The 19618-nt window shown below is 72.3% G+C and carries 16 protein-coding genes; 5 read left to right on the forward strand and 11 right to left on the reverse strand.

Annotated features, from left to right (window positions below):
* Positions 1 to 207: 207 nt before the first annotated feature.
* Both ACQXVK_RS04085 and ACQXVK_RS04090 read right to left on the reverse strand, forming a co-directional pair.
* Entirely contained in the window at positions 208 to 924 is a 717-nt protein-coding gene (locus ACQXVK_RS04085) for a GntR family transcriptional regulator (RefSeq protein ID WP_430852808.1), read from the reverse strand.
* Positions 925 to 974: 50 nt separating this feature from the next.
* Positions 975 to 1976: a matrixin family metalloprotease gene (locus ACQXVK_RS04090; RefSeq protein ID WP_430852809.1), complete on the reverse strand. Its 1002-nt coding sequence runs from the start codon at positions 1974 to 1976 to the stop codon at positions 975 to 977.
* 530 nt (positions 1977 to 2506) lie between these two features.
* Here ACQXVK_RS04090 and ACQXVK_RS04095 point away from each other — a divergent pair.
* The gene (locus tag ACQXVK_RS04095) at positions 2507 to 3490 is read left to right on the forward strand and encodes a hypothetical protein (protein ID WP_430852810.1); all 984 of its coding nucleotides are present in this window, start codon (positions 2507 to 2509) and stop codon (positions 3488 to 3490) included.
* A gap of 80 nt (positions 3491 to 3570) precedes the next feature.
* On the opposite strand, the gene ACQXVK_RS04100 is transcribed toward ACQXVK_RS04095, so the two are convergent.
* The 4 genes from ACQXVK_RS04100 to ACQXVK_RS04115 form a co-directional block, all read right to left on the reverse strand.
* The gene (locus tag ACQXVK_RS04100; RefSeq protein ID WP_430852811.1) at positions 3571 to 4485 is read right to left on the reverse strand and encodes a GNAT family N-acetyltransferase; all 915 of its coding nucleotides are present in this window, start codon (positions 4483 to 4485) and stop codon (positions 3571 to 3573) included.
* Between the two features lie 71 nt (positions 4486 to 4556).
* Positions 4557 to 6368, reverse strand: coding sequence for a S9 family peptidase (locus ACQXVK_RS04105; protein WP_430852812.1), 1812 nt, complete (start codon positions 6366 to 6368; stop codon positions 4557 to 4559).
* Positions 6369 to 6469: 101 nt separating this feature from the next.
* On the reverse strand, positions 6470 to 8269 hold the full coding sequence (locus ACQXVK_RS04110; protein ID WP_430852813.1) for an N-acetylglutaminylglutamine amidotransferase: 1800 nt from the start codon (positions 8267 to 8269) through the stop codon (positions 6470 to 6472).
* On the reverse strand, positions 8269 to 10818 hold the full coding sequence (locus ACQXVK_RS04115) for a glutamate--cysteine ligase (protein WP_430852814.1): 2550 nt from the start codon (positions 10816 to 10818) through the stop codon (positions 8269 to 8271). Before ACQXVK_RS04115 ends, ACQXVK_RS04110 begins: the two co-directional genes overlap by 1 nt.
* A 127-nt stretch (positions 10819 to 10945) precedes the next feature.
* Here ACQXVK_RS04115 and ACQXVK_RS04120 point away from each other — a divergent pair, with 127 nt between their 5' ends.
* Together ACQXVK_RS04120 and ACQXVK_RS04125 are read left to right on the forward strand one after the other, a co-directional pair.
* Positions 10946 to 12295 carry an alpha/beta hydrolase gene (locus ACQXVK_RS04120; protein ID WP_416392914.1) on the forward strand — a complete coding sequence of 450 codons (1350 nt, stop codon included), beginning with the start codon at positions 10946 to 10948 and terminating at the stop codon, positions 12293 to 12295.
* A complete protein-coding gene (locus ACQXVK_RS04125) occupies positions 12292 to 13881 on the forward strand; it encodes a GMC family oxidoreductase (RefSeq protein WP_430852815.1) in 1590 nt (529 codons plus the stop codon). The genes ACQXVK_RS04120 and ACQXVK_RS04125 overlap by 4 nt, the downstream gene beginning before the upstream one ends.
* A gap of 69 nt (positions 13882 to 13950) precedes the next feature.
* Here the strand turns inward: ACQXVK_RS04125 and ACQXVK_RS04130 are convergent, their stop codons facing one another.
* A complete protein-coding gene (locus ACQXVK_RS04130) occupies positions 13951 to 14319 on the reverse strand; it encodes a hypothetical protein (RefSeq protein WP_022908451.1) in 369 nt (122 codons plus the stop codon).
* A gap of 271 nt (positions 14320 to 14590) precedes the next feature.
* Here ACQXVK_RS04130 and ACQXVK_RS04135 point away from each other — a divergent pair, with 271 nt between their 5' ends.
* Together ACQXVK_RS04135 and ACQXVK_RS04140 are read left to right on the forward strand one after the other, a co-directional pair.
* Positions 14591 to 15112: a hypothetical protein gene (locus ACQXVK_RS04135; RefSeq protein WP_416392917.1), complete on the forward strand. Its 522-nt coding sequence runs from the start codon at positions 14591 to 14593 to the stop codon at positions 15110 to 15112.
* 22 nt (positions 15113 to 15134) lie between these two features.
* Entirely contained in the window at positions 15135 to 15353 is a 219-nt protein-coding gene (locus tag ACQXVK_RS04140) for a hypothetical protein (RefSeq protein ID WP_416392918.1), read from the forward strand.
* Between the two features lie 50 nt (positions 15354 to 15403).
* Here ACQXVK_RS04140 and ACQXVK_RS04145 read toward each other — a convergent pair whose 3' ends face one another.
* From ACQXVK_RS04145 to ACQXVK_RS04160, 4 genes are read right to left on the reverse strand one after another with little or no spacing between them, the layout of a single operon-like run.
* Complete coding sequence (locus ACQXVK_RS04145; protein ID WP_430852816.1) at positions 15404 to 16282, reverse strand: ABC transporter permease; 879 nt, start codon at positions 16280 to 16282, stop codon at positions 15404 to 15406.
* Positions 16279 to 17226 (reverse strand): ABC transporter permease, encoded by a 948-nt coding sequence (locus ACQXVK_RS04150; protein ID WP_430852817.1) that lies wholly within the window; start codon positions 17224 to 17226, stop codon positions 16279 to 16281. The genes ACQXVK_RS04145 and ACQXVK_RS04150 overlap by 4 nt, the downstream gene beginning before the upstream one ends.
* Positions 17223 to 18434: an ABC transporter substrate-binding protein gene (locus ACQXVK_RS04155; protein WP_430852818.1), complete on the reverse strand. Its 1212-nt coding sequence runs from the start codon at positions 18432 to 18434 to the stop codon at positions 17223 to 17225. Before ACQXVK_RS04155 ends, ACQXVK_RS04150 begins: the two co-directional genes overlap by 4 nt.
* Entirely contained in the window at positions 18431 to 19618 is a 1188-nt protein-coding gene (locus tag ACQXVK_RS04160; protein WP_402265953.1) for an ABC transporter ATP-binding protein, read from the reverse strand. Before ACQXVK_RS04160 ends, ACQXVK_RS04155 begins: the two co-directional genes overlap by 4 nt.

Here is a 19618-nt window from a genome sequence, read left to right on the forward strand (position 1 = left end):
CATCGAACCTCTTTCCTATAGGAAAGATACTCCGACGCAGCAGATCCGCAACCGATCCGACCAAACCCCCTGTCCGGGGGGCTCCGAAGGAGCCCGGACGTGGAGGATCAGGACGCCCGTCCCGTTGACCCGAACCTCGGGACGGGCGTCCACGCACGCCCGGTCGGTGCCGTGGACAGCGACCGCCGCGCCGATGCGGCACCGACGTCAGGCGGTGTGCGACGCGTCCGCTCGCGACCGGAGCCGTACGGCGTCGATGTGGTGCCGCATCGCCGCGACGGCCGAAGCCGGGTCCTCGGCCAACGCCTCCAGGATGTCCCGGTGTTCCTGGACGGCACGTTCGGTGTCGTCGCCGCCGCCCTCGACGATCTGCCGCATCCGGTGCACACGCGTCGTGATGATCTCGGACATCTCCTCGAGGAACGGGTTCCGCGTCGCGTCGAACACGAGCTGGTGGAACTGCCAGTCGGCCCGGAAGAAGCGGGCCATCAGCTCATCGGACGCCGCACCGACCCCGACGCCGGCGATCTCCCGGGCGACGGCCGCCTGCTCCTCGAGCGCCGCGGCCAGCCGTGTCCGCAGGGCCGGGACGTCGCCCCGCGCCGCCAGTTCGACGGCACCGGACTCCACGATGAGCCGAGCGTCGAACAACGCCTCGAGCTGGTCCCCCGCGAGCGGCGGCGACACCCGGTAGCCCTTGTTGGCCTCGCGCGTGACGAGTCCGGTGCGTTCGAGCTGCACGAGCGCCTCGCGCACCGGCGTCGGCGAGACGCCGAGGGACCGGGCCAGCCCGTCGATCGACAGGCGCATGCCCGGCTCGACGTCGTGGCCCATCAGCACCTCGAGCACCCGGTCGTAGACACGGTCGCGCAGCCCGAGCTGCGTGATGCGCTCGGTCCCGAAGCCCGGCAGCGTGGTCGACATGCGTCGATCCTAGAGAATCCAGGATCACGACCACCCCGAGCCGGCCGCGGTCAGTAGAGCGCGTCGATGCCGATCAGGTCGCCGAGACCGAGGGTCCGCTGACCGGTCTCGCACGTCGTCGACGCCGGCTTCATGACGAGCCCGCTCGACGACGCCGTGTGCCCGAGGCCCCAGGCGTGCCCCCACTCGTGCGTGGCGACCCCGCGCAGGTCGAAGCGCGAGCCGGAGCACGTCGTGGTGGCGGACCAGGCCACCGACGTCGAGTACCGCTGGTCGGCCTCGACCGCGACGCCCCCGCGGGACCAGACGCAGGTCACCGCGAGCGTCCCCGCGCGGAGCGACCCCCACCCGACCATGTTCGCGCCGTCGGACGTGCCGCAGCCGCCGGTCGCGGTGATGCCCATCGCGACCTTGCGGCTGCCGGTGTACGTGTCGTCCGCGGTCGAACGGACCGTCCGTCCGCAGGCCGTGGTCGTGCCGGTCCAGGCGTCCGCACCGGCACCGATCGCCGCGGCGCCCGACACCTTCTGGTTGTTCGGGTTGTACCCCCACTCGACGGGTCCGGTCCAGCGGAACCCGAGCTTGGCGTACGCCGTCGACGAGCAGCTGGACGACCCGCTCGCGGCCGCCGTGGACGACGCCGCGCCACCGGCGGTCCGGAGCGCGGAGCCGCTGAGGAGCGTGCGGTGGGCGAGGGCGGCCCGTTCCTGTCGGATCGCGGCCGGCGACCCGGACCAGTCGTCGTGCACGAGGACCGCGACGCCCGAACGGCCGGTGTTCGTGACCGACACGTCGCCCTCGTCGGCGGTGCCGGACGCACCGACCGGCATCGCGGACACGGTCGTCCCGACGGGCGGCACCCGGAACTGCCGGCCGTCCGGCAACACGACCGTGCCGTCCGACACGACGCAGCCCGTCGACAGCGCCGAGACGCTGATGCGATCCCCGCGGCAGGCCGGTGCCGCGCCGGCTCCGGGCACGCCGACGGACGTGGTGACGACCGCGGCGAGCGCGATCCCGAGCACGACCGCCACTGCGGTCACGGTGGACATCCGCACGTTCTCGACCCTCCTGGTCCCCGGTCCCCGGCAGCCCCCTGCCGAGCGCAGTCAGTGTGCGGAACGGGCCACGGCGCGGTCAACCCCCCGAACTGGCCGTGCATAACCTGAGTACCGCTCTCCTATTCTCGGTACGGGCGATCCGCCCACACGACCTGAAGAACGGAAGCACCTCGATGGCACGACCCGAACGCGCCGCCGGACGACCGAGGCGGTTCGTCCTGCCCCTGGCAGCCCTGGCCGTCACCGCCGCGACCATGCTGGCCACCGCTCCGGCGAACGCAGCACCGACCACGACCTCGACGCCCGGCCCACCGACGGCCGCGGCCACAGCCAGCCCTGCAGCGGGAGGGACCAGCTCGTCGTCGACGGTGGGGACGTCTCCGGAGGTGTCCACTGACGCAACGGGATCCCCCGAACCGACCGATCCGCCCGTTCCGACGAGCCCGCCAGCGACACCCGCGCCGCTGTCGTTCACCACGGCTGCCCCCACCGTCACCGGGAGCGCGAAGGTCGGTGGATCCTTGACGGTCGCCGCGCCGACGTGGAAACCCACTCCGACCACGGTCGGGTACCGCTGGTACCGGGACGGCGTGGCGATCGGCGGCGCGTACAAGACCCGGTACACGCCGACGGTGGCGGATCGGGGGCACAAGCTCAGCGTCGGGATCACCGGGTCACGGTCCGGCTACACGACGGCCACGCGCACCAAGGACGTCGGGGTCGTTGCCCGAGGAGACGCCCCTCGTGCGACGAAGAACCCTGCGGTCGCCGGCATCACCCGCAGCGGCAGCGTCCTCACCACCTCGCAGGGTTCGTGGAACGCCTCGGGGCTCACCTACCGGTACGAGTGGTCGCGCAACGGGACCGTCGTCCCGAGCATGACCGGTCGGACCTACCGACTGGGGTACTACGACGTCGGGGCGAAGATCTCGTCCCGAGTGATCGTGTCGAAGAACGGTTACGCCGACGGTGCCGCTCGCAGCGCGGCCACCGCCGCGATCTCGAAGGCCGCGGTGGCGTTCTCCGGGGACGGAACCTTCCGCGTCGGCACGCAGGTGAAGGCCGGCACGTACTACTCGACGACGAAGACGAGCCAGCTCTGCTACTGGGCGCGGCTCAGCAGCGCGCAGGGTCGCCTCGACGACATCCGAGCGAACGACCTCGGTTCCGGTCAGCGACTCATGACCATCTCGAGCTCGGACAAGTACGTCGAGCTCGACGACTGCGGCTCCTGGTACCCGGTCGGATCCGCGGGTCCGAAGCTCGCGAACATCAGCTCGGACGGCGTGTACGTCGTCGGACCACAGATCAGCGCCGGCACCACGTGGCGCACGTCTGCACCGGCCGGCTGCTACTGGGCGACCTTCTCGGCCGCGGACGGAGACATCGAGTCGATCATCGCGAACGACTACCGCGACGCACGGGCGACCGTCACGGTCACCATCCCGCGGAACGCCGTGGGCTTCGAATCGAGCGGATGTGGCACCTGGAAGAAGGTCGGCTGACCGACGTGTCGGACGGGAGGCACGGGTCAGTCCGGAACCGCGCCTCCCGACCCGCGTCGCACCGCGCGCGACGATCGCGGTCAGGGGACCTGCACGAACCGGAGCGCACCGCTCTCCCGCAGCCGGAGCCCGAGGTGCTGGTACAGGCGGATCGCCCCGGTGTTGCCCGCCGCCGCGTGCAGGAGCGGTGCCTCGCCCCGCGCCCGGATGCCGTGCACCACGTCGAGCACCAGCCGCCGCCCGAGCCCCTGTCCGCGGAACGCGTCGTCGGTGCACACCGCGCTGATCTCGGTCCAGCCCGGCGGGTGCAGGCGCTCCCCGGCCATGGCGACGAGACGGCCCTCGCGCCGGATGCCGACGTAGCGGCCGAGCTCGATCGTGCGCGGCAGGAACGGTCCGGGCTTCGTGCGTGCGACGAGCTCGAGGATCTCGGGGACGTCGTCGGGCGTGAGTTCCACGGCCTCGGCGTCCGCCTCCCCCTCGACGTGCTCGCCGGTGAGCTGCACCCCGCGCATGCCCTCGGCCGCGGGCCAGCCGTCCGGGACCACCGCCGAAGTCCCGACACGGACCACGGCCCCGGGACCGAGGAGCGCACGGACGTCCTCCCAGTCCGCGGGCGTGGGGCGGTCCGGGATCCCGGTCCAGACGGAGACATCGGGCAGGTACCGGACGACCTCGCCGCGGCGTTCGGCGAACCGGGCGTGGTGGCTGTTCAGCGCGGCGAGCGCGGGGTTGTCGAGCAGCCGGGTCGGGGTGCCGTCGTCGGCGATGGTCAGGTCCAGCGTCCGGAGGGCTGCGCCGCGGGCGTCCCCGGCCCGGAACCCGAGGTCCTCGAGACGTCGGCGGTCGCCGTCCGCCCAGCCGGCCGTGTCGGCGACGACGGCGGCGGCGTAGGTGGTGCGGGCGTGGTCGACGACGGCGTCGGCGTCCTGCACGTCGGTCAGGAGGACCTCTCCGGGACGGGTCAGGTCGGTCACGTCGGCACTCGTCGTCATGCCTCCATCCTGCAACGCCGCACGGACGGATCCGTGCCGCGTTGCACGGCGTGACGCGCACGCCGTCGACGTCAGCCCAGCCGGTCCGCCACGAACATCACCATCCGCCGCACGAGCTCCTCGCGCGACGCGGCCCGTCGGTACTCGTGCCCCTCGCCCGCGAGCTCGAGGTACTCCACGTCGTGCGACCTCGCCCGGAGCGCCGCGACGACCTGGTGCGCCTCGCCGATCGGCACGTTCGTGTCGAGCTCCCCGTGCACGACGAGGAGCGGCGCGGTGACGTCGTCGATCGCCCGCATCGGCGACAGGGAGTCCAGCAGGGCGGCGTCCTCGACGGGGTGCCCGTACTTCGTCGCGGCCGCCGAGGCGATCCACGGCTCGGTGTCCCGGTAGAACGTCGCGAAGTCGCTCATCCCGCACACGGCGACCCCGGCGGCGAAGACGTCCGGCGTGAACGCCAGGGACGCGAGGGTCGCGTACCCGCCGTACGAGCGGCCCTCGACGGCGACGCGGGACCGGTCGGCGTACCCGTTCGACACGAGGAACCGCGCGCAGTCGACGACGTCCGCGAGTGCGTTCCAGCGGAGCCCGAGGTCGTCGGCGTGCACGAAGTCGCGCCCGGAACCGCTGGACCCGCGGATGTTCGGCGCGAACACCGTGATCCCCGCCGCGGCGAGCGCCTGGTGCTGCGGCGAGAAGGTGGGTCGTTCCTGCGACTCCGGTCCGCCGTGCAGGTGGACGAGCGCTGCGCGGGGGCCGGGAGGCGCGGCACCGGCACCGGGGTCGCCGTCGGTCGGCGACGTGGCCGGGTCCACCGCTCGGTACAGCCAGCCGGTGAGCTCCAGCCCGTCGCGCGCCGCGAAGCGCTCGAGCGTCGGCTCGACCAGCCGCGCGTCCGGGAGCGCCGGGACGCCGGTGACCCGGCTCCAGGTGAGCGCGTTCGTGTCGAGCCGCCAGAGCTCCCGCGGCCGCGTGGGGCCCTCGACGGCGAGGAGCACGCTGCGCCCGTCGCGGCTGAGCACCGGGTCGGTGACGACCTCGCCGGGCAGGTCCGGCACCGGGGTGCGCGAGGCGTCGTGGGTGTTCACGAGGTCGAGCTCGCTCCGGCCGTCGACGTTCCAGACGAGCAGCAGGGTCCGTCCGGCGTCGTCGGCGTCGAGGTACTCCAGCTCGGCGTCGTCGCGCTCGGTGATCCGGCGGGGTGCTCCGCGCCAGCCGTGCGGGCCGACGGGCTGCGCGACGAGCCCGCGGCGGGGCAGCCCGTCCTCGGTGGCGACGTAGGCGACGAGCGGACTGGTCTCGCTGGCGGGCGCCGGTCGGAGGAAGGCGATCTCGGCCGAGCCGTCCGGTGAGTCGGCGAGCAGCGCGTGGCTCTCGTCGGTGAGCCGGTCGACGACCACGACGAACTCCTGGCCGCGCTGGCCGTCGCGGAGCACGACGAGGCGCTCCTCGACGCTCAGGTCGAGGATGTGGATGAGCTCCCCCACCGCGAGGTCGTCGCGGTCCCCGGAGACGGGGTCGACGAGGTAGGAGCGGGCGGGCTGGTCGGCCTCGGTGGACGGCAGGGTGATGACGACCCGGTGTCCGCTGCGGCTCCACGGTCCGAGCTCGGCGTGCTGGTACCGGGACCCGGCGATCTGCGCGGCGTCGGTGCCGTCCGGGCGGACCACCCAGACCTGCTGCTTCACGCCGCCGTCCGTCGCGATGGCGACGGCGAGCCACTCGCCGTCGGACGACCACGTCACCCGGATCACGGGGTCGTCGGACAGCCGGATCCGCACGGGCTCGGGTGCTTCGTCGCCGACGACGACGTCCTGCACGAAGACCTCGGGGGTGCCGTGCCGGTCGCTGACGAACGCGACGCGGCGGGCGTTCCGCGTCATGGTCGGCCCCCACGATCCCCAGGCCGCGACGAGGCGCTCGCCCAGGTCGGCCGCCTGCCGGACGCGGGTCGACGACGCGACGGGTGTCGCGCCTCCCGGCCTCACCGCACCCCCTGCTGCTGCAGCCACATCTCGATGAGGCCGAGCTGCCAGAGCGCGTTCGCGCCGATCTCGGTCCGCGTGCTGTTCGGGTCCTGGAGCATCCGCTCGACCGTACCCGGATCGAAGAGCCCGCGCTCCCGCGCCTCCGGGGCGTGCAGCGCCTGCCGGACCCGCTCGAGGTACGGACCCTCGAGCTGCCGGATCGCCGGCACCGGGAAGTACCCCTTGGTCCGGTCGATGACGGCGTCGGGGACGATGCCGCGGGCCGCGCGCTTCATGACGCCCTTGCCGCCGTCGGCGAGCTTCAGCTCCGGCGGGATCGCCCCGGCGAACTCGACGAACTCGTGGTCGAGGAACGGCACGCGCGCCTCGAGGCCCCACGCCATCGTCATGTTGTCGACGCGCTTCACCGGGTCGTCGACGAGCATCGTCATCGTGTCGCTGCGGAGCGCGGCGTCGACGCTCGTCTCGGCGCCGGGGACCGCGAACGCGGCGTCCACGAACGCGGACGGGGTGTCGTCGTCGCTCCGCCAGCGCTCCCCGAGCAGGGGTTGCAGGGCCGGCCAGCGGCGGTCCATGAACACCGACCGGTAGGCCTCGGCGGCCTGGTCCCGGGGGACGGAGGCGAGCGGCGGGTACCAGCTGTAGCCACCGAGCACCTCGTCGGCGCCCTGCCCGGACTGCACCACCTTGACGTGCTGCGACACCTCTTCCGAGAGCAGGTAGAAGGCGACGCAGTCGTGGCTGACCATCGGCTCGCTCATGGCGCCGATCGCGCCGTCGATGCCGTCGAGCAGGCGCGAGGAGGGGATCCGGATGCGGTGGTGGTCGGTCCCGAAGTGCCGGGCGACCTCGTCGGAGTACTCGAACTCGTCACCGGACTCGCCGCCGGCCGACTCGAAGCCGATGCTGAACGTGGCGAGGTCCTGCTGACCGGCCTCGGCGAGCAGGGCCACGACGAGCGAGGAGTCGATCCCGCCGGAGAGCAGCACGCCGACCGGCACGTCGGCGACCATGCGGCGCTCGACCGCGGTGCGGAGCTTCGCGGTGAAGGTCTCCTGCCAGTCCTGGTCGGTCCAGTCGGCCTTCTCCGGGTCGCGCTCGAAGCGGGGCTCCCAGTAGGTCTCGTCGCGGGAGGTCCCGTCGCGCTCGATCACCCGGACGGTGGCCGGCGGCAGCTTGCCGACGCCGGACAGGATCGTGCGGGGCGCCGGGACGATCGAGTGGAAGGTCATGTAGGACGCGAAGGCGATCGGGTCGATGCTCGTGTCGACGCTGCCCCGGGGGCCGCTGTTTCCGGCGAGGACCGCGGGCAGGGAGCTGGCGAAGCGGATCCCGCCGGGGACCTCGGCGACGTAGAGCGGCTTGATGCCGAGCCGGTCGCGGGCGAGGACGAGCCGGCCGCTGGCGTGCTCCCAGATCGCGATCGCGAACATCCCGACCAGGTGGTCGACGAAGCGGGTGCCCCACTCGGCGTAGGCGGCGAGGATGACCTCGGTGTCCGAGGTCGAGGAGAACTCGTGGCCTCGGCCGCGCAGCTCGTCGCGGAGCTGCCGGTAGTTGTAGACCATGCCGTTGTAGGCGATGGTCAGTCCGGCGCGCGGGTGCACCATGGGCTGCGCGCCGGCGGTGGACAGGTCGACGATCGACAGCCGCCGGTGTCCGAGCGCGACCGGCCCGCGCGCCCACAGCCCGTCACCGTCGGGGCCGCGGTGCACGAGGCAGCCGGTCATCCGCGCCACCGCCGCGACGTCCGGCGCCGTCCCGTCGAACCGGAGTTCTCCCGCGAGTCCGCACATCAGCGCTCTCCTGCCGTTCCGGTGATCCAGGTGTCCTTGGCGCCGCCGCCCCGCGAGGAGTTGACGACCATGCTGCCCTCCGGCGCCACCCGGGTGAGGGCGACGTCGGCGAGGTGGGTGTCGTCCGGCCCGGTCCCCGTGACGTACACGAAGGCCCGCAGGTCGACGTGCCGGGGGTCGAGCCCTGCCGGTCCGATCGTCGGGTGCGAGGAGAGCTGCACGACCTCTTGTCCGACCCACCGATCCGGGTCGGCGGCGATGGCACGGCGCCGCTCGGCGACCTCGGGGGCGCTGGCGCTCGGCCCGATCAGGACGTCACGCCCGCCCTCGCCGTCGACCGGCTTCGTCACGAGCTCGCCGACACGGTCGAGCACCGAGAGCCGTTCGCCGTCGATGCTCGTGCGGTAGGTCGGGACGGCGTCGAGCAGCGGCTTCTCGTCGAGGTAGTACCAGATGAGGTCCGGCACGTTCACGTACATGGCCTTGTCGTCGACGAGCGCGTTGCCCGGCGCGTTCGCCAGGTGCACGCCCCCCGCGGCGGCGACGTCGAGGACGCGCGCGCCGAGGTCCGGTGCGTGCTCGGCGGCGAGCGCGCTGACGTCGCGGTCGATGCGCAGGTACAGCCCGTGCAGGACGTCGCCCGTCCGCGCCTCGACGACGTGGCCGTCGCGGACGTCCAGGTCCGAGCCGGCCAGGAGGCGCAGCCCGGCTCCGTCGGCCAGCCGTCGGTGCTCGAACCACGCGCCGGCGGCGGGGCCGTCGGTGACGAGCGCGATCACCGGGTCCGGTTCGCCGGTCACGGCGGACGCGTTCGTGCGGAGCGTGTGCCGCAGGCGGTCGACGACGCCGTGCGGGTCGAGCAGGTGCTCCGGCCGCGGGGCGTCCGGCACGACGTCGTCCATCAGCTCGCGGAGCGCGATGCCGTACGCGACGCCGGAGGGCGACCGGACGTTGTCCTCGAGCACCCGCCACCCGCCGAACTCGTTGCGGACCAGGTCGAACCCCATCACCGACGCTCGAACGGCGTCCTCGGGCAACCGGGTGGCCGCCGGGTCCCAGCCGTCGGCGCCGACGAACTGGTGCTCGTCCATCGCGCCGTCGGACACGATCCTCCGTGGCCCGTAGGCGTCGCGGAGGAACAGCTCGATCGCGCGGGCGCGCTGCCCGAGGCCGGCGGCGAGCTGGCGCCACTCGTACGCGCTGATGGTCCGGGGCACGAGGTCGCACCCGAACGCCTGCACGCCGCCGTCGACCACGAAGCCGACCTCGTGCTCGCGGGTCCACGCGTCGCGGGCGGCGCAGCGCTCGATGGTGGCCTCGGCGTCCCATCCGCGGAAGAACGCCGCGAGCTGGCGGAACGCCGGGCGGGGCCGGGCTCCCGGTCCGACGGCCTCGTCGCCGGCGCGGACGCGGTAGGACGGGATCGTGACGGTCGGGTGGTCGTCCCTGCCGGACGGGGTGCCGGCGGTGTCCTCGACGACCGCGGCCACGACGTCGTCGAGCTCGCCGCGCTCGGCGTACGCGGTGCGCTGCCGGTCCGTCGAGTTCCCGCGGGCGAGGGTGTCCTCGGCGAGCGCCGCCACCGTGGCCCAGTCGCCGAGCTCCTCGAGCTCCGGACGAAGTCGTGACACGAGCTGCCGGACGGCGGTCTCGGCGGGGAGCCGCTCCGGGTGCTGCCCGAGGCCGAGCAGTTGGCCGCTCAGGCCGCTGCGTGCCGCCTGCCACATCGCGGCCCGGTGCAGCGGTTCGCTGCGCGGGCGCCACTCGGCACCGGAGTCGACCGCCTTCTCCGCCTTGCGCACGGCGGCGCGGAACAGGCCGGCGATGAGCACGGCGTCGTCCACGATCGGCGTCGCGTCGCACACCCGCAGCTCGAGCGTCGGGGCGTGCGAGGACGGCCGCACGTCGAAGTACGCCATCTTCTTGTCGGCGATCACGCCCGAGGCGATGAGGTCGTCGAGCATCGCGTCGTACTCGGCGGCGTCCCGGACCCGTCCGAAGCTGCCGGCCGAGGGCCACCGCTGCCAGATGATGCTGCGGAACGAGGAGTAGCCGGTGTCCTGCCCGTTCCAGAACGGGCTCGACGCGCTGAGCGCCAGCAGGGCGGGCAGCACGGGCGCGACGCGCTGGGCGATCTGCACCGCCAGGTCGCGGTCGCTCACCCCGACGTGCACCTGCAGACCGCAGATGAGCTGTTCGTCGACGAGCATCCGGTACTGCTCCTGCATGCGGCCGTAGCGGCCACCGGACGTCAGCTCGAAGTCGGCGTACTCCGACCGCGGTGCGGTGCCGGCCGCGGCGATGGTGACCCCGGCGGGCGCGATCGCGGTGGTGAGTTCACTGCGGAGGTCGACGATCACGCGTCGCAGGTCGTCGAGCGTGCGCACCACGGGGGTGTTCGTCTCGATGGTCGTGCGCTGGAGTTCGGCGCCGAAGCGGTCGGCGGGCAGTTTGGGCAGAAGGCGGGGGGCCTTCGCGGAAAGTCGGCCGGAATCGAGGTCGATGAGGTGCAGTTCTTCCTCGGCGCCGAGCGTCAGCTCTGCACTCATGGGCCGAACCTATCCCCGACCGCCCGGGATCGGCCCGGGGAGCCGCAGATCGTCGCATGCTCGAAACAAAGACTCCCGGGGTACACCCCGCTGGGAGCGCTGCGGGAGGGGCACGTAGGAACGAAGGATGCCCACCACCGTGTTCTGCCTGCACGCCCTCGGCTCGAGTTCCGAGGAGTACGCGGGGCTGCGCGCCCGCCTCGCCGGGACGCTCGACCTGGTCGGGATCGACCTGCCCGGGTTCGGGACGAGCACCGCGGCCACCGGGACGACCGTCGAGGAGATGGTCGTCCTCGTCGAGCGGGCGATCGGCCGGAGCGGTGCCACCGACTGGGCGCTGATCGGGCACTCGATGGGCGGGAAGGTCGCCTCCGTCGTGGCTGCGCGCACCGTGGACGGCAGCAACGGCCTGTTCGGCCTGCGTGCCGTGGTGCTGCTCGCCGCGTCGCCGCTCTCCCCCGAACCGATGGACGACGAGCGTCGGCAGTCCATGCTCGACTGGGCGTCCGACGGCGAGATCGGACCCGACGAGGCCGAGGCCTTCGTCGACGCCAACACCGCGTCCCGCCTGGCGCCGGAACCGCACACCATCGCCGTGCACGACGTGCAGCGCGCCGTTCCGCAGGCCTGGACCGACTGGCTCGTCCGCGGCAGCCGCGAGGACTGGTCGACCGTCTTCCCGCCGAACCCGGTCCCCGCCCTCGTGCTCGCCGGCGCCGAGGACGGCGACCTCGGGCCGGACGCCCAGCGCGACCTGAACCTGCCGCACTGGACCGCGGGCGAGTTCGACACCGTCCCCGGGGCGGCACACCTGCTGCCGTGGGAGCAGCCCGACGCCGTCGCCGACCGCATCCGCGACTTCTGGCGCCGCCGGGTCGACCACGGTCCCGTCGTCCCGGAAGGCACCGCGCGCGTGATCGCCTCGCCCCGGGTCAGCGCCCGCACCCGCGGCATCCTCGCCGTCCGCGCGCTGCCCGACGCCCCGGACCGCGAACCGCGTGCCCTCACCCGCGAGCAGCTCGACACGCTCCGGGCTCTGGCGCGTGTCGTCGTGCCGCAGCCCGGCGACCGCCCGGTCGACCTCGCGCTGCGCGTCGACGACCAGCTCGCCGACGGGCTCGGGGACGGCTGGCGACCAGACGGCCTGCCCGCCGACGTCGACGCGTACCGGGCCGGGCTCGACGCGCTCCGGAGCGAGACCGCGCACGGCGACGAGCACCTCGCCGAGGTCGTCGACGCCGTCGCCGCGGGCGAGTACACGCCCACCGCCGGGTCGCTCGACGGTCCGCAGCTCCGTGCGTGGCTCGAGGACGCCAGCGTCGACCTCGCCAAGCAGTGGATGGCGCACCCGGCGACGATGGCCGCGATCGACTACGACGGCTTCGCCAACGGTGGCGACGGTCTGCGCAAACAGGGCTTCCTGCTCCTCGGGGCCGGCGAGCGCGAAGCATGGGAACCGACGGGAGCCGGACGATGAGACTCGACCACCAGCGCCACCACAGCGAGGACGAGGTCGTCGACGTGGTCGTCGTGGGCACGGGAGCGGGCGGAGCACCCCTGCTGGCGACCCTCGCACGACGCGGACTCAGCGTCGTCGCGCTCGAGGCCGGCCCGAACACCGAGCCGGACGACCACACGCCCGACGAGGTCGAGGCACCCGGTGACATCAACTGGATGGACGAGCGCATCAGCGGCGGCAGCGCCCCGACCGCCTTCGGCCCGAACAACAGCGGCACCGGCGTCGGCGGGTCGACCCTGCACTGGGGCGCGTTCACGCCGCGGCCGAACCAGCACGACATCCGGCTCCGCACCGACTCCGGGCAGGGCGAGGACTGGCCGATCGACCACGCCGAGCTCACCCGCTGGATCGAGCAGGCCGAGCACGACGTCGGCGTCGCCGGACCCGCGCACTACCCGTGGGACCCGGAGCGCCGCTACCGCATGGGTCCGCCGCCGCGGAACGCCTCGTCGGACATGATGATCAGGGGGGCCGCCGCGGTGGGCATCACCGCCACCGACGCCCCCGTCGGCCTGACCACCGAGGACCGACACCAGGAGCACCACGGCCTGCGCCAGGCCTGCGTGTCCTGCGGTTCGTGCCACCAGGGCTGCCGGAACGGGGCGAAGGTGTCGATGGACACCACCTACCTGCCCGCCGCCGTCGCGTTCGGGGCGGAGATCCGCGCCGAGGCCTTCGTGCACGGCATCGAGCTCGACGCCCGCGGCCGTGTCGAGGCCGTCGTCTACCGCCAGGGCGGGCGGGACCACCGGCAGCGCTGCCGCTCGCTCGTCCTCGCCGCGGGCGGCATCGAGACGCCGCGGCTGCTGCTGCACACCGGTCTCGCGAACAGCAGCGGTCAGGTGGGCCGGAACTTCACCGCGCACGGCGCCACCCAGGTGTGGGCGACGTTCGACGAGTCGATGCGCTCCTACCGTGGCTACCCGTCGTCGATCATCACCGAGGACTTCATCCGCCCCGACGACGCGGACTTCGCCGGCGGCTACCTCGTCCAGAGCCTCGGCGCGCAACCGCTGACGTTGGCCACGAGCCTCGTGCGCGGCGGCGGGCTCCGGGGTGCGGCGCTCGTCCGTGCCCTGCAGGACTACCCGCGGATGGCCGGCGTCGGCATCAACGCCGAGTGCCTGCCGTACGACGACAACCGGCTCGTGCTCGCCGACGAGGTGGACGCGAACGGGGTGCCGAAGGCCCGCGTCACGTTCTCGCCCGGATCGAACGAGGAGGCCATCACCCGCCACGCGGTCCGGACGATGACCGCGATCGTCGAGGCGGCGGGTGGCACGGACGTCCGGGTCCTCGACCGCACGGCGCACACCGTCGGCACGGCGCGGATGGGCACCGACGCCGGGAAGTCGGTCGTGGACGCCGCCGGCCGGTCGTGGGACGTGCCGAACCTGTGGGTCGTGGACAACTCGGTGTTCCCGAGCTCCCTCATCGCGAACCCGGCGCTGACGATCATGGCGCTGTCGCTCCGCACCGCCGACCGGCTGCTCCGCGACGACGCATCCGCCGACCGTGAGCAGGCCGCGACCGCCGTCGCCTGACGCGGATCACGCAGGACGGGAGGCGCGGTGCGGGCTGGCACCGCGCCTCCCGTTTGCCGTCGGTGACGGTCAGTCGTCGGCGGGTGCCCGATCCCGGGGCGGCACGACGACGGGATCCGACCGGCGTGCACGCATGCGCGCGCGTCGGTCGACGTCGAGGCCGTCCTCCGGAGGGTCGTTCGCGTCCGAGCCCACGAGCCAGGTGAGCCCGCGCAGCCCGCGCCGGTCGTCGGAGACGAGTGCGATCGACCAGAGCGCGCCCTCGTGCTCGGCGGCGCGGCGCTGGGCCCAGTCGACGGCCTGCAGGACGTCGGCCTCGAGCAGGTCGGTCGTCTCGGTCGCGAACACCTCGCCTTCGGGGCGCTGGACGTACACGCGGAAGCGCGGGCGCGGGTCCTCCCACGTGCTGTCGCGCTCGTCGACCTCGATGACGTCCATCCCGTCACCCTACGATCTCGGGACCGCCCGGACGGGCACGCAGGGACCCGGGCGCAACCCGTGGACACGCCCGGACGCCGTGTGATGTTGCGTATTCCACGTTCTACCGGCAGTCTTCTCGTACCCAGCAACGACGCTCCGGAGGACTCTCGTGAAGCTCTGCACCATGACCCGCACACGGACCGCTCTGATCACCGCAGCCGCTGCGGCACTCTGCGCTTCTCTGCTCACAGCGACCCCGGCGAACGCCGAGAGTGGGATTCCGCAGCGAGTGACGACGCCGGCGACGCAGGAGCAGGTGCACGACTTCACCGCGTTGCTGGACGCGGTCGACCCGTCCACTCGTGCGTTCAACGCTCCGGAGGCCCTGGCAGACGGGGTCGCCGCGAGCGATGTGCAGGACTTCGCGGACACGTGGACCGCCCTGGGCGAAGGAGACGTCGTCGGTGTGGAACCCCGACCGACTGCGGTTCGGACGCTCGAACGGATGCTCGTGACCACTTCCGCATGCAGGGGCCGGAACACCTGGGACAGGACCGGACTGCAGTACAACTTCTACTTCAGCTCCTGCAAGGCGGGGGAGTTGTCCCGCGCGTACGGAACCGGCGCCGCAGCCCTCGGTGTCGTCACCGCCATCTGCGGAGCGATCGGGTTCGCTCCCGGCGCAGCAGGGGCGGGGATCATCGGCTCCATCCTCGGTCTCGGGGCCGTGGTCGTGAACAACTGCAACGCCAAGGGTCGCGGGATCATCGTTCGAGCGGTCCCGCCGGCAGTCTGGTGCAACAGCCAGTGAGCGGGACCCGCGCGTGAGAGTGATGAAGATCGCGTCGGTCGCCGTGGTCGCAGCCCTCTTCGTGGCGGCCCTCGTCGCGGGTTGCGTCAGCGATGTGCTGCCCGCAGGATCGGCCAGTGGACAACGGCTGTCCGCGCTCTCGATGATCGGCATGGGGTTGACGCTCGCACTGGGGCTCGCCGTCGGGTACTTCTGGTTGTTCCGGAGCGACGCCCCGAACGGACGGTCCCGCGATCGGTGACCTCGACACCAGGTTCGGTCCTCGGCGGGGTTCCCGCGCCGCTTCTGCGGTCAGCCGCGGGTGCGCGCCAACCGCCGGTTCAGCGCTCCGTTCAGCAGCGCCACGAGCAGCCCCACCGCGAACACGAGCGTGCCGAAGCAGAGCACCTGCGGCGGCATCCCGGCCTTGGCGGCGCCGTACACGAACAGCGGGAACGTGACCGAGGGCCCGGCGACGAACGAGGTGATCACGTAGTCGTCGATCGACATCGCGAGCGCGAGGAGTCCCGCGGCGAGCATGCCCGGGGCGAGCAGCGGCAGGGTCACGAGCCGGAACGCCTGGAACGGCGTCGCCCCGAGGTCCCCGGCAGCCTCCTCGAGCGCCCGCGAGGTGCCGGCGATCCGCGCCCGGAGGACCACGACGACGTAGGCGACGTCGAACGCCACGTGCGTGAGCAGGATCGTCAGGAACCCGGTGCCGAGCCCGACCGACAGGAAGAACGACAGCGACGCGGACCCGACGACGATCGAGGGCGCCGCGATGTCCGCGAACACGACGGCGTTGACGGCGCCGCGCCCGGGGAACCGGTAGCGCTCGAGCGCCAGGGCCAGCGGCAGACCGATCGCGACCGAGATGATCGCGGCGAGGAACGCGATGACGACCGAGGTGACGAACGCCTGTCCGAGCCCCGAGACGTTCACGAGGTTCGCGTACCAGTACGTCGTGAACCCGTTCCAGGCGAACGACAGCCGGTTCGTCGGGGCGTCGTTGAACGAGTACACGATCATGTAGACGATCGGCACGAGGGTGATCGCGATGGTCACCCAGTAGACGATCGCCAGCCACGGCCCGCGGCGGTTCACCCCGTGCCGGCGCGGACGGCCGGTGACGGCGCCGGTCGCGGGCGAGGTCGAGGCGGCGGACTGACGGGACGGTGCGACGGCGGTCATACGAGGTCCTCGAGGTCGTCGGTGCCGGAGACGCGGGCGTAGATGAACAGGATGATGCCGAGCACGACCATCAGGACGGTCGAGAGCGCCGCGGCGACGTTGTACTGCTGGTTGCCGGAGTAGGCGTCCTGGATCGCCTGCCCGATCGTGTACGTGTTCGTGCCGCCGAGGAGCGCCGAGTTCACCGGGTCGCCCACGCTGTCGATGAAGACGAGCACGACCCCGGCGAAGATGCCCGAGCGGGACAGGGGCAGCGTGGTGTGCCAGAACGCCCGGACCTTGCCCGCGTACAGGTCGTTCGCCGCCTCGCCGAGTCGGGGGTCGATGCGTTCGAGCGCGGCGTAGATCGGCAGCACCATGAACGCCAGGTCGTTGTAGGCGTCACCGAAGACCACCGCGCCGCCGGTGCCGAGGATGTGGAAGTCCTTGCCCGCCAGACCGATCGCCTGCAGCGTCGTGACGACGGGGCCCTGGGACGCGAGGACGAACGCCCACATGTCGGTCCGGATGACGAACGACACGAGGAAGCTGACGAACACGAGCATGAGCAGCGGGTTCTTCCACCGCGGGGACACCCGGAACGCGATGAAGTACGCCACCGGGTACCCGACGATGATGGTGACGACGGTGGCGGCCGCGCCGTACCAGAGCGACCGGCCGAGGAACGTCAGGTACGGCACCTGCGGGTCGATGAACAGCGCGCCGTAGACCCCCCAGTTCCACGTGAACGTGTAGCCGTCGTCCGGGTTGCCCGACATGAGCGAGACGACGAGGCCCGACACGAGCGGGATGACGAAGAACACCGCCAGGTAGGCGGCGCCGACGACGGCGAGCAGGAACGGCACCCGCAGCCGACGACCGCGCCGGACGGTCGACGGATCCGGTCCGGCCCCGCGACCGGCGGTCCCGGCCGTGCCGACGGCGACCGTGCCCGACGCGCTCACGACTGCACCACCGCGTTGAAGACACCGTTCCACTCCGAGTACTCGTCGTAGTTCTCGAACACCCGGAACTCGTGCGACTTGTCGAGCACCTCGGACGACGGGAAGACGAGCGGGCTGTCCGCCACGGTGGCGTCGTCCAGCTCGTCCCGGACGTAGTCCTCCGCGGCGGGCACCGGGCAGACGTAGTTGACGTAGTCCTCGACGATGCCGGCGATCTTCGGCGTGTAGTAGAAGTCCATCCACGCCAGCGCGGACACGGGGTTCGCCGCCTGGCGGGGGATCATGAGGTTGTCGTGCCACATCATCTGGCCTTCCTCGGGCGTGACGAACCGCAGGTGCTCGAACCCGGACTGCTGCGCCTGGAACACGTCGCCCGACCACGCCTGGGTGATCCAGGTGTCACCGTTCTCGAGCTTGTTGATGTAGCTCTGGTCGTAGAAGCCGGTCACGCTCGGGCGGAGCTTCCGCAGCCACTCCTGCGCCGTCCGCCAGTCGGCCGGGGTCGACGTCTCGGGGGCGATCCCGTTCGCGAGGAGCCCGAGGGACCCGAGCTCGGTGTTGTCGCTCATGAGTCCGACGCGGCCCCGGAACGCCGGGTCGAGCAGGTCCTGGAAGGACGTGATCTCGCGGTCGATGTACTTCGGGTTGTAGGCGAGGCCGGTGAACCCGGTCTGCCACACGACCGAGTGCTCGTTCCCGGGGTCGTAGGTCGGGTCCTTGACCGAGTCGCCGGCGTACTTCGCGAAGTTCGGCAACCGCGAGTGGTCGAGCTCGCACACGAACCCGTTCTTGATCATCTGGGTCAGCTCGAAGCCGTTCGTCATCACGACGAGGTCGTACCCGGTCGCTCCCTGCGCCCGGAGGATCGGCGACACCGTCGCGTAGAACGTCGCGTTGTCCTGGATCACGGCCTGGTAGTCGACCGTGATCCCGGTGGCCTCCTCGAAGAGCTGGATCGACTCGGACTTGCCGTGGTCGGAGTCGATGTAGAGCGGCCAGTTCGCGAAGTTGAGCTGCTTCGTGGCCGTCGCGTCGGCCCAGAACCGCTTCCAGTCCACGGGGTGTTCGGCGAGCGAGGCGGCGGAGCCCTTGATGCTGCACCCGGCCAGCAGCGCGGCGACCGCGGCGGCCCCGCCGCCGGCGAGGAAGCCGCGTCGGCTGACACGGGCGGACGTCAGTCCGCGCACGAGGTCCGGGCGCGTGCTCACGCGCCCACCCCCGCGGTGGCGGGTGCGGACTGGAGGCGCGGGTCGGCTCCGGCGGTGACGGTCGCGTCGGAGGCGGGGTGCGCCTCCAGGCCGAACCCGTGGTCGACGCCCCACGTGAGCCAGACCTCGGTGCCGGTGGCGATCCGGGGCCCGCCCTTCGAGTTCTGCGCGAAGACCGAGACGCGCCCCGCGCCGGGGACGTCGACGAGGTACTGGGTGCTGACCCCCGAGAACGAGACGTCGACCACCCGTCCGGGCCCGAGAATGTTGCGTCCGGCCTCGGGGGTGGGCTCCGCGGTGCGGATCTTGAGCTTCTCGGGCCGGACGCCGACGACCACGCGACCGGTCGTCGCGACGGCACGGTCCGCCGGGACGGCGATCGAGCCGGATGCGGTGGCGACGACCAGGAGCCCGCCGTCGGTCCCGCGGACCTCGCCCTCGAGCAGGTTCGACTGTCCGAGGAAGTTCGCGACGAACGCCGTGCGGGGCAGCTCGTAGAGGTCCTGCGGGCTCCCCATCTGCTCGATCCGACCCCCGTTCATGACGGCGACCGTGTCGGCCATCGTCATCGCCTCTTCCTGGTCGTGCGTGACGTGCAGGAAGGTGAGGCCCACCTCGGCCTGGATCGTCTTCAGCTCGAGCTGCATCTGGTGCCGGAGCTTGAGGTCGAGCGCACCGAGCGGCTCGTCGAGCAGCAGGAGCGCCGGACGGTTCACGATCGCGCGGGCCAGTGCGACGCGCTGCTGCATGCCGCCGGACAGCTGCGACGGACGCTTCGACGCCGACGCGTCGAGCTCGACGAGGTGCAGGGCCTCGCGCGCCTTGGTCATCGGGTCCGGGATCCGCCGGCGCTTCAACCCGAAGGCGACGTTCTCGAGCACGCTCATGTGCGGGAAGAGCGCGTAGTTCTGGAACACCGTGTTGACCGGGCGCTGGTACGGCTTCGTGTCGGTGACGTCCCGCCCACCGATCGTGATCGTGCCGCTCGTGGGCTCCTCGAGCCCGGCGACCAGGCGCAGGGTCGTCGTCTTGCCGCAGCCCGAGGGGCCGAGCAGTGCGAAGAACGAACCGGCCGGGACGGTCAGGTCGAGCGCGTCGACCGCGGTGTGGCCGGGGAAGGACTTGGTGATCCGGTCGAGCCGGAGATCGGCTCCCGATTCGGCGAACGTGCCGGTCATTGCCAT

The sequence above is a fragment of the Curtobacterium sp. AB451 genome, from assembly GCF_050585845.1.
GTDB lineage: Bacteria > Actinomycetota > Actinomycetes > Actinomycetales > Microbacteriaceae > Curtobacterium.

Excerpts from the sequence above, each read along its gene's own strand:
- ACQXVK_RS04085 (WP_430852808.1), bottom strand. The coding sequence starts at position 924 with ATGTCGACCACGCTGCCGGGCTTCGGGACCGAGCGCATCACGCAGCTC.
- ACQXVK_RS04090 (WP_430852809.1), bottom strand. The coding sequence starts at position 1,976 with ATGTCCACCGTGACCGCAGTGGCGGTCGTGCTCGGGATCGCGCTCGCC.
- ACQXVK_RS04100 (WP_430852811.1), bottom strand. The coding sequence starts at position 4,485 with ATGACGACGAGTGCCGACGTGACCGACCTGACCCGTCCCGGAGAGGTC.
- ACQXVK_RS04105 (WP_430852812.1), bottom strand. The coding sequence starts at position 6,368 with ATGACGCGGAACGCCCGCCGCGTCGCGTTCGTCAGCGACCGGCACGGC.
- ACQXVK_RS04110 (WP_430852813.1), bottom strand. The coding sequence starts at position 8,269 with ATGTGCGGACTCGCGGGAGAACTCCGGTTCGACGGGACGGCGCCGGAC.
- ACQXVK_RS04115 (WP_430852814.1), bottom strand. The coding sequence starts at position 10,818 with ATGAGTGCAGAGCTGACGCTCGGCGCCGAGGAAGAACTGCACCTCATC.
- ACQXVK_RS04120 (WP_416392914.1), top strand. The coding sequence starts at position 10,946 with ATGCCCACCACCGTGTTCTGCCTGCACGCCCTCGGCTCGAGTTCCGAG.
- ACQXVK_RS04125 (WP_430852815.1), top strand. The coding sequence starts at position 12,292 with ATGAGACTCGACCACCAGCGCCACCACAGCGAGGACGAGGTCGTCGAC.
- ACQXVK_RS04130 (WP_022908451.1), bottom strand. The coding sequence starts at position 14,319 with ATGGACGTCATCGAGGTCGACGAGCGCGACAGCACGTGGGAGGACCCG.
- ACQXVK_RS04140 (WP_416392918.1), top strand. The coding sequence starts at position 15,135 with ATGAAGATCGCGTCGGTCGCCGTGGTCGCAGCCCTCTTCGTGGCGGCC.
- ACQXVK_RS04145 (WP_430852816.1), bottom strand. The coding sequence starts at position 16,282 with ATGACCGCCGTCGCACCGTCCCGTCAGTCCGCCGCCTCGACCTCGCCC.
- ACQXVK_RS04160 (WP_402265953.1), bottom strand. The coding sequence starts at position 19,618 with ATGGCAATGACCGGCACGTTCGCCGAATCGGGAGCCGATCTCCGGCTC.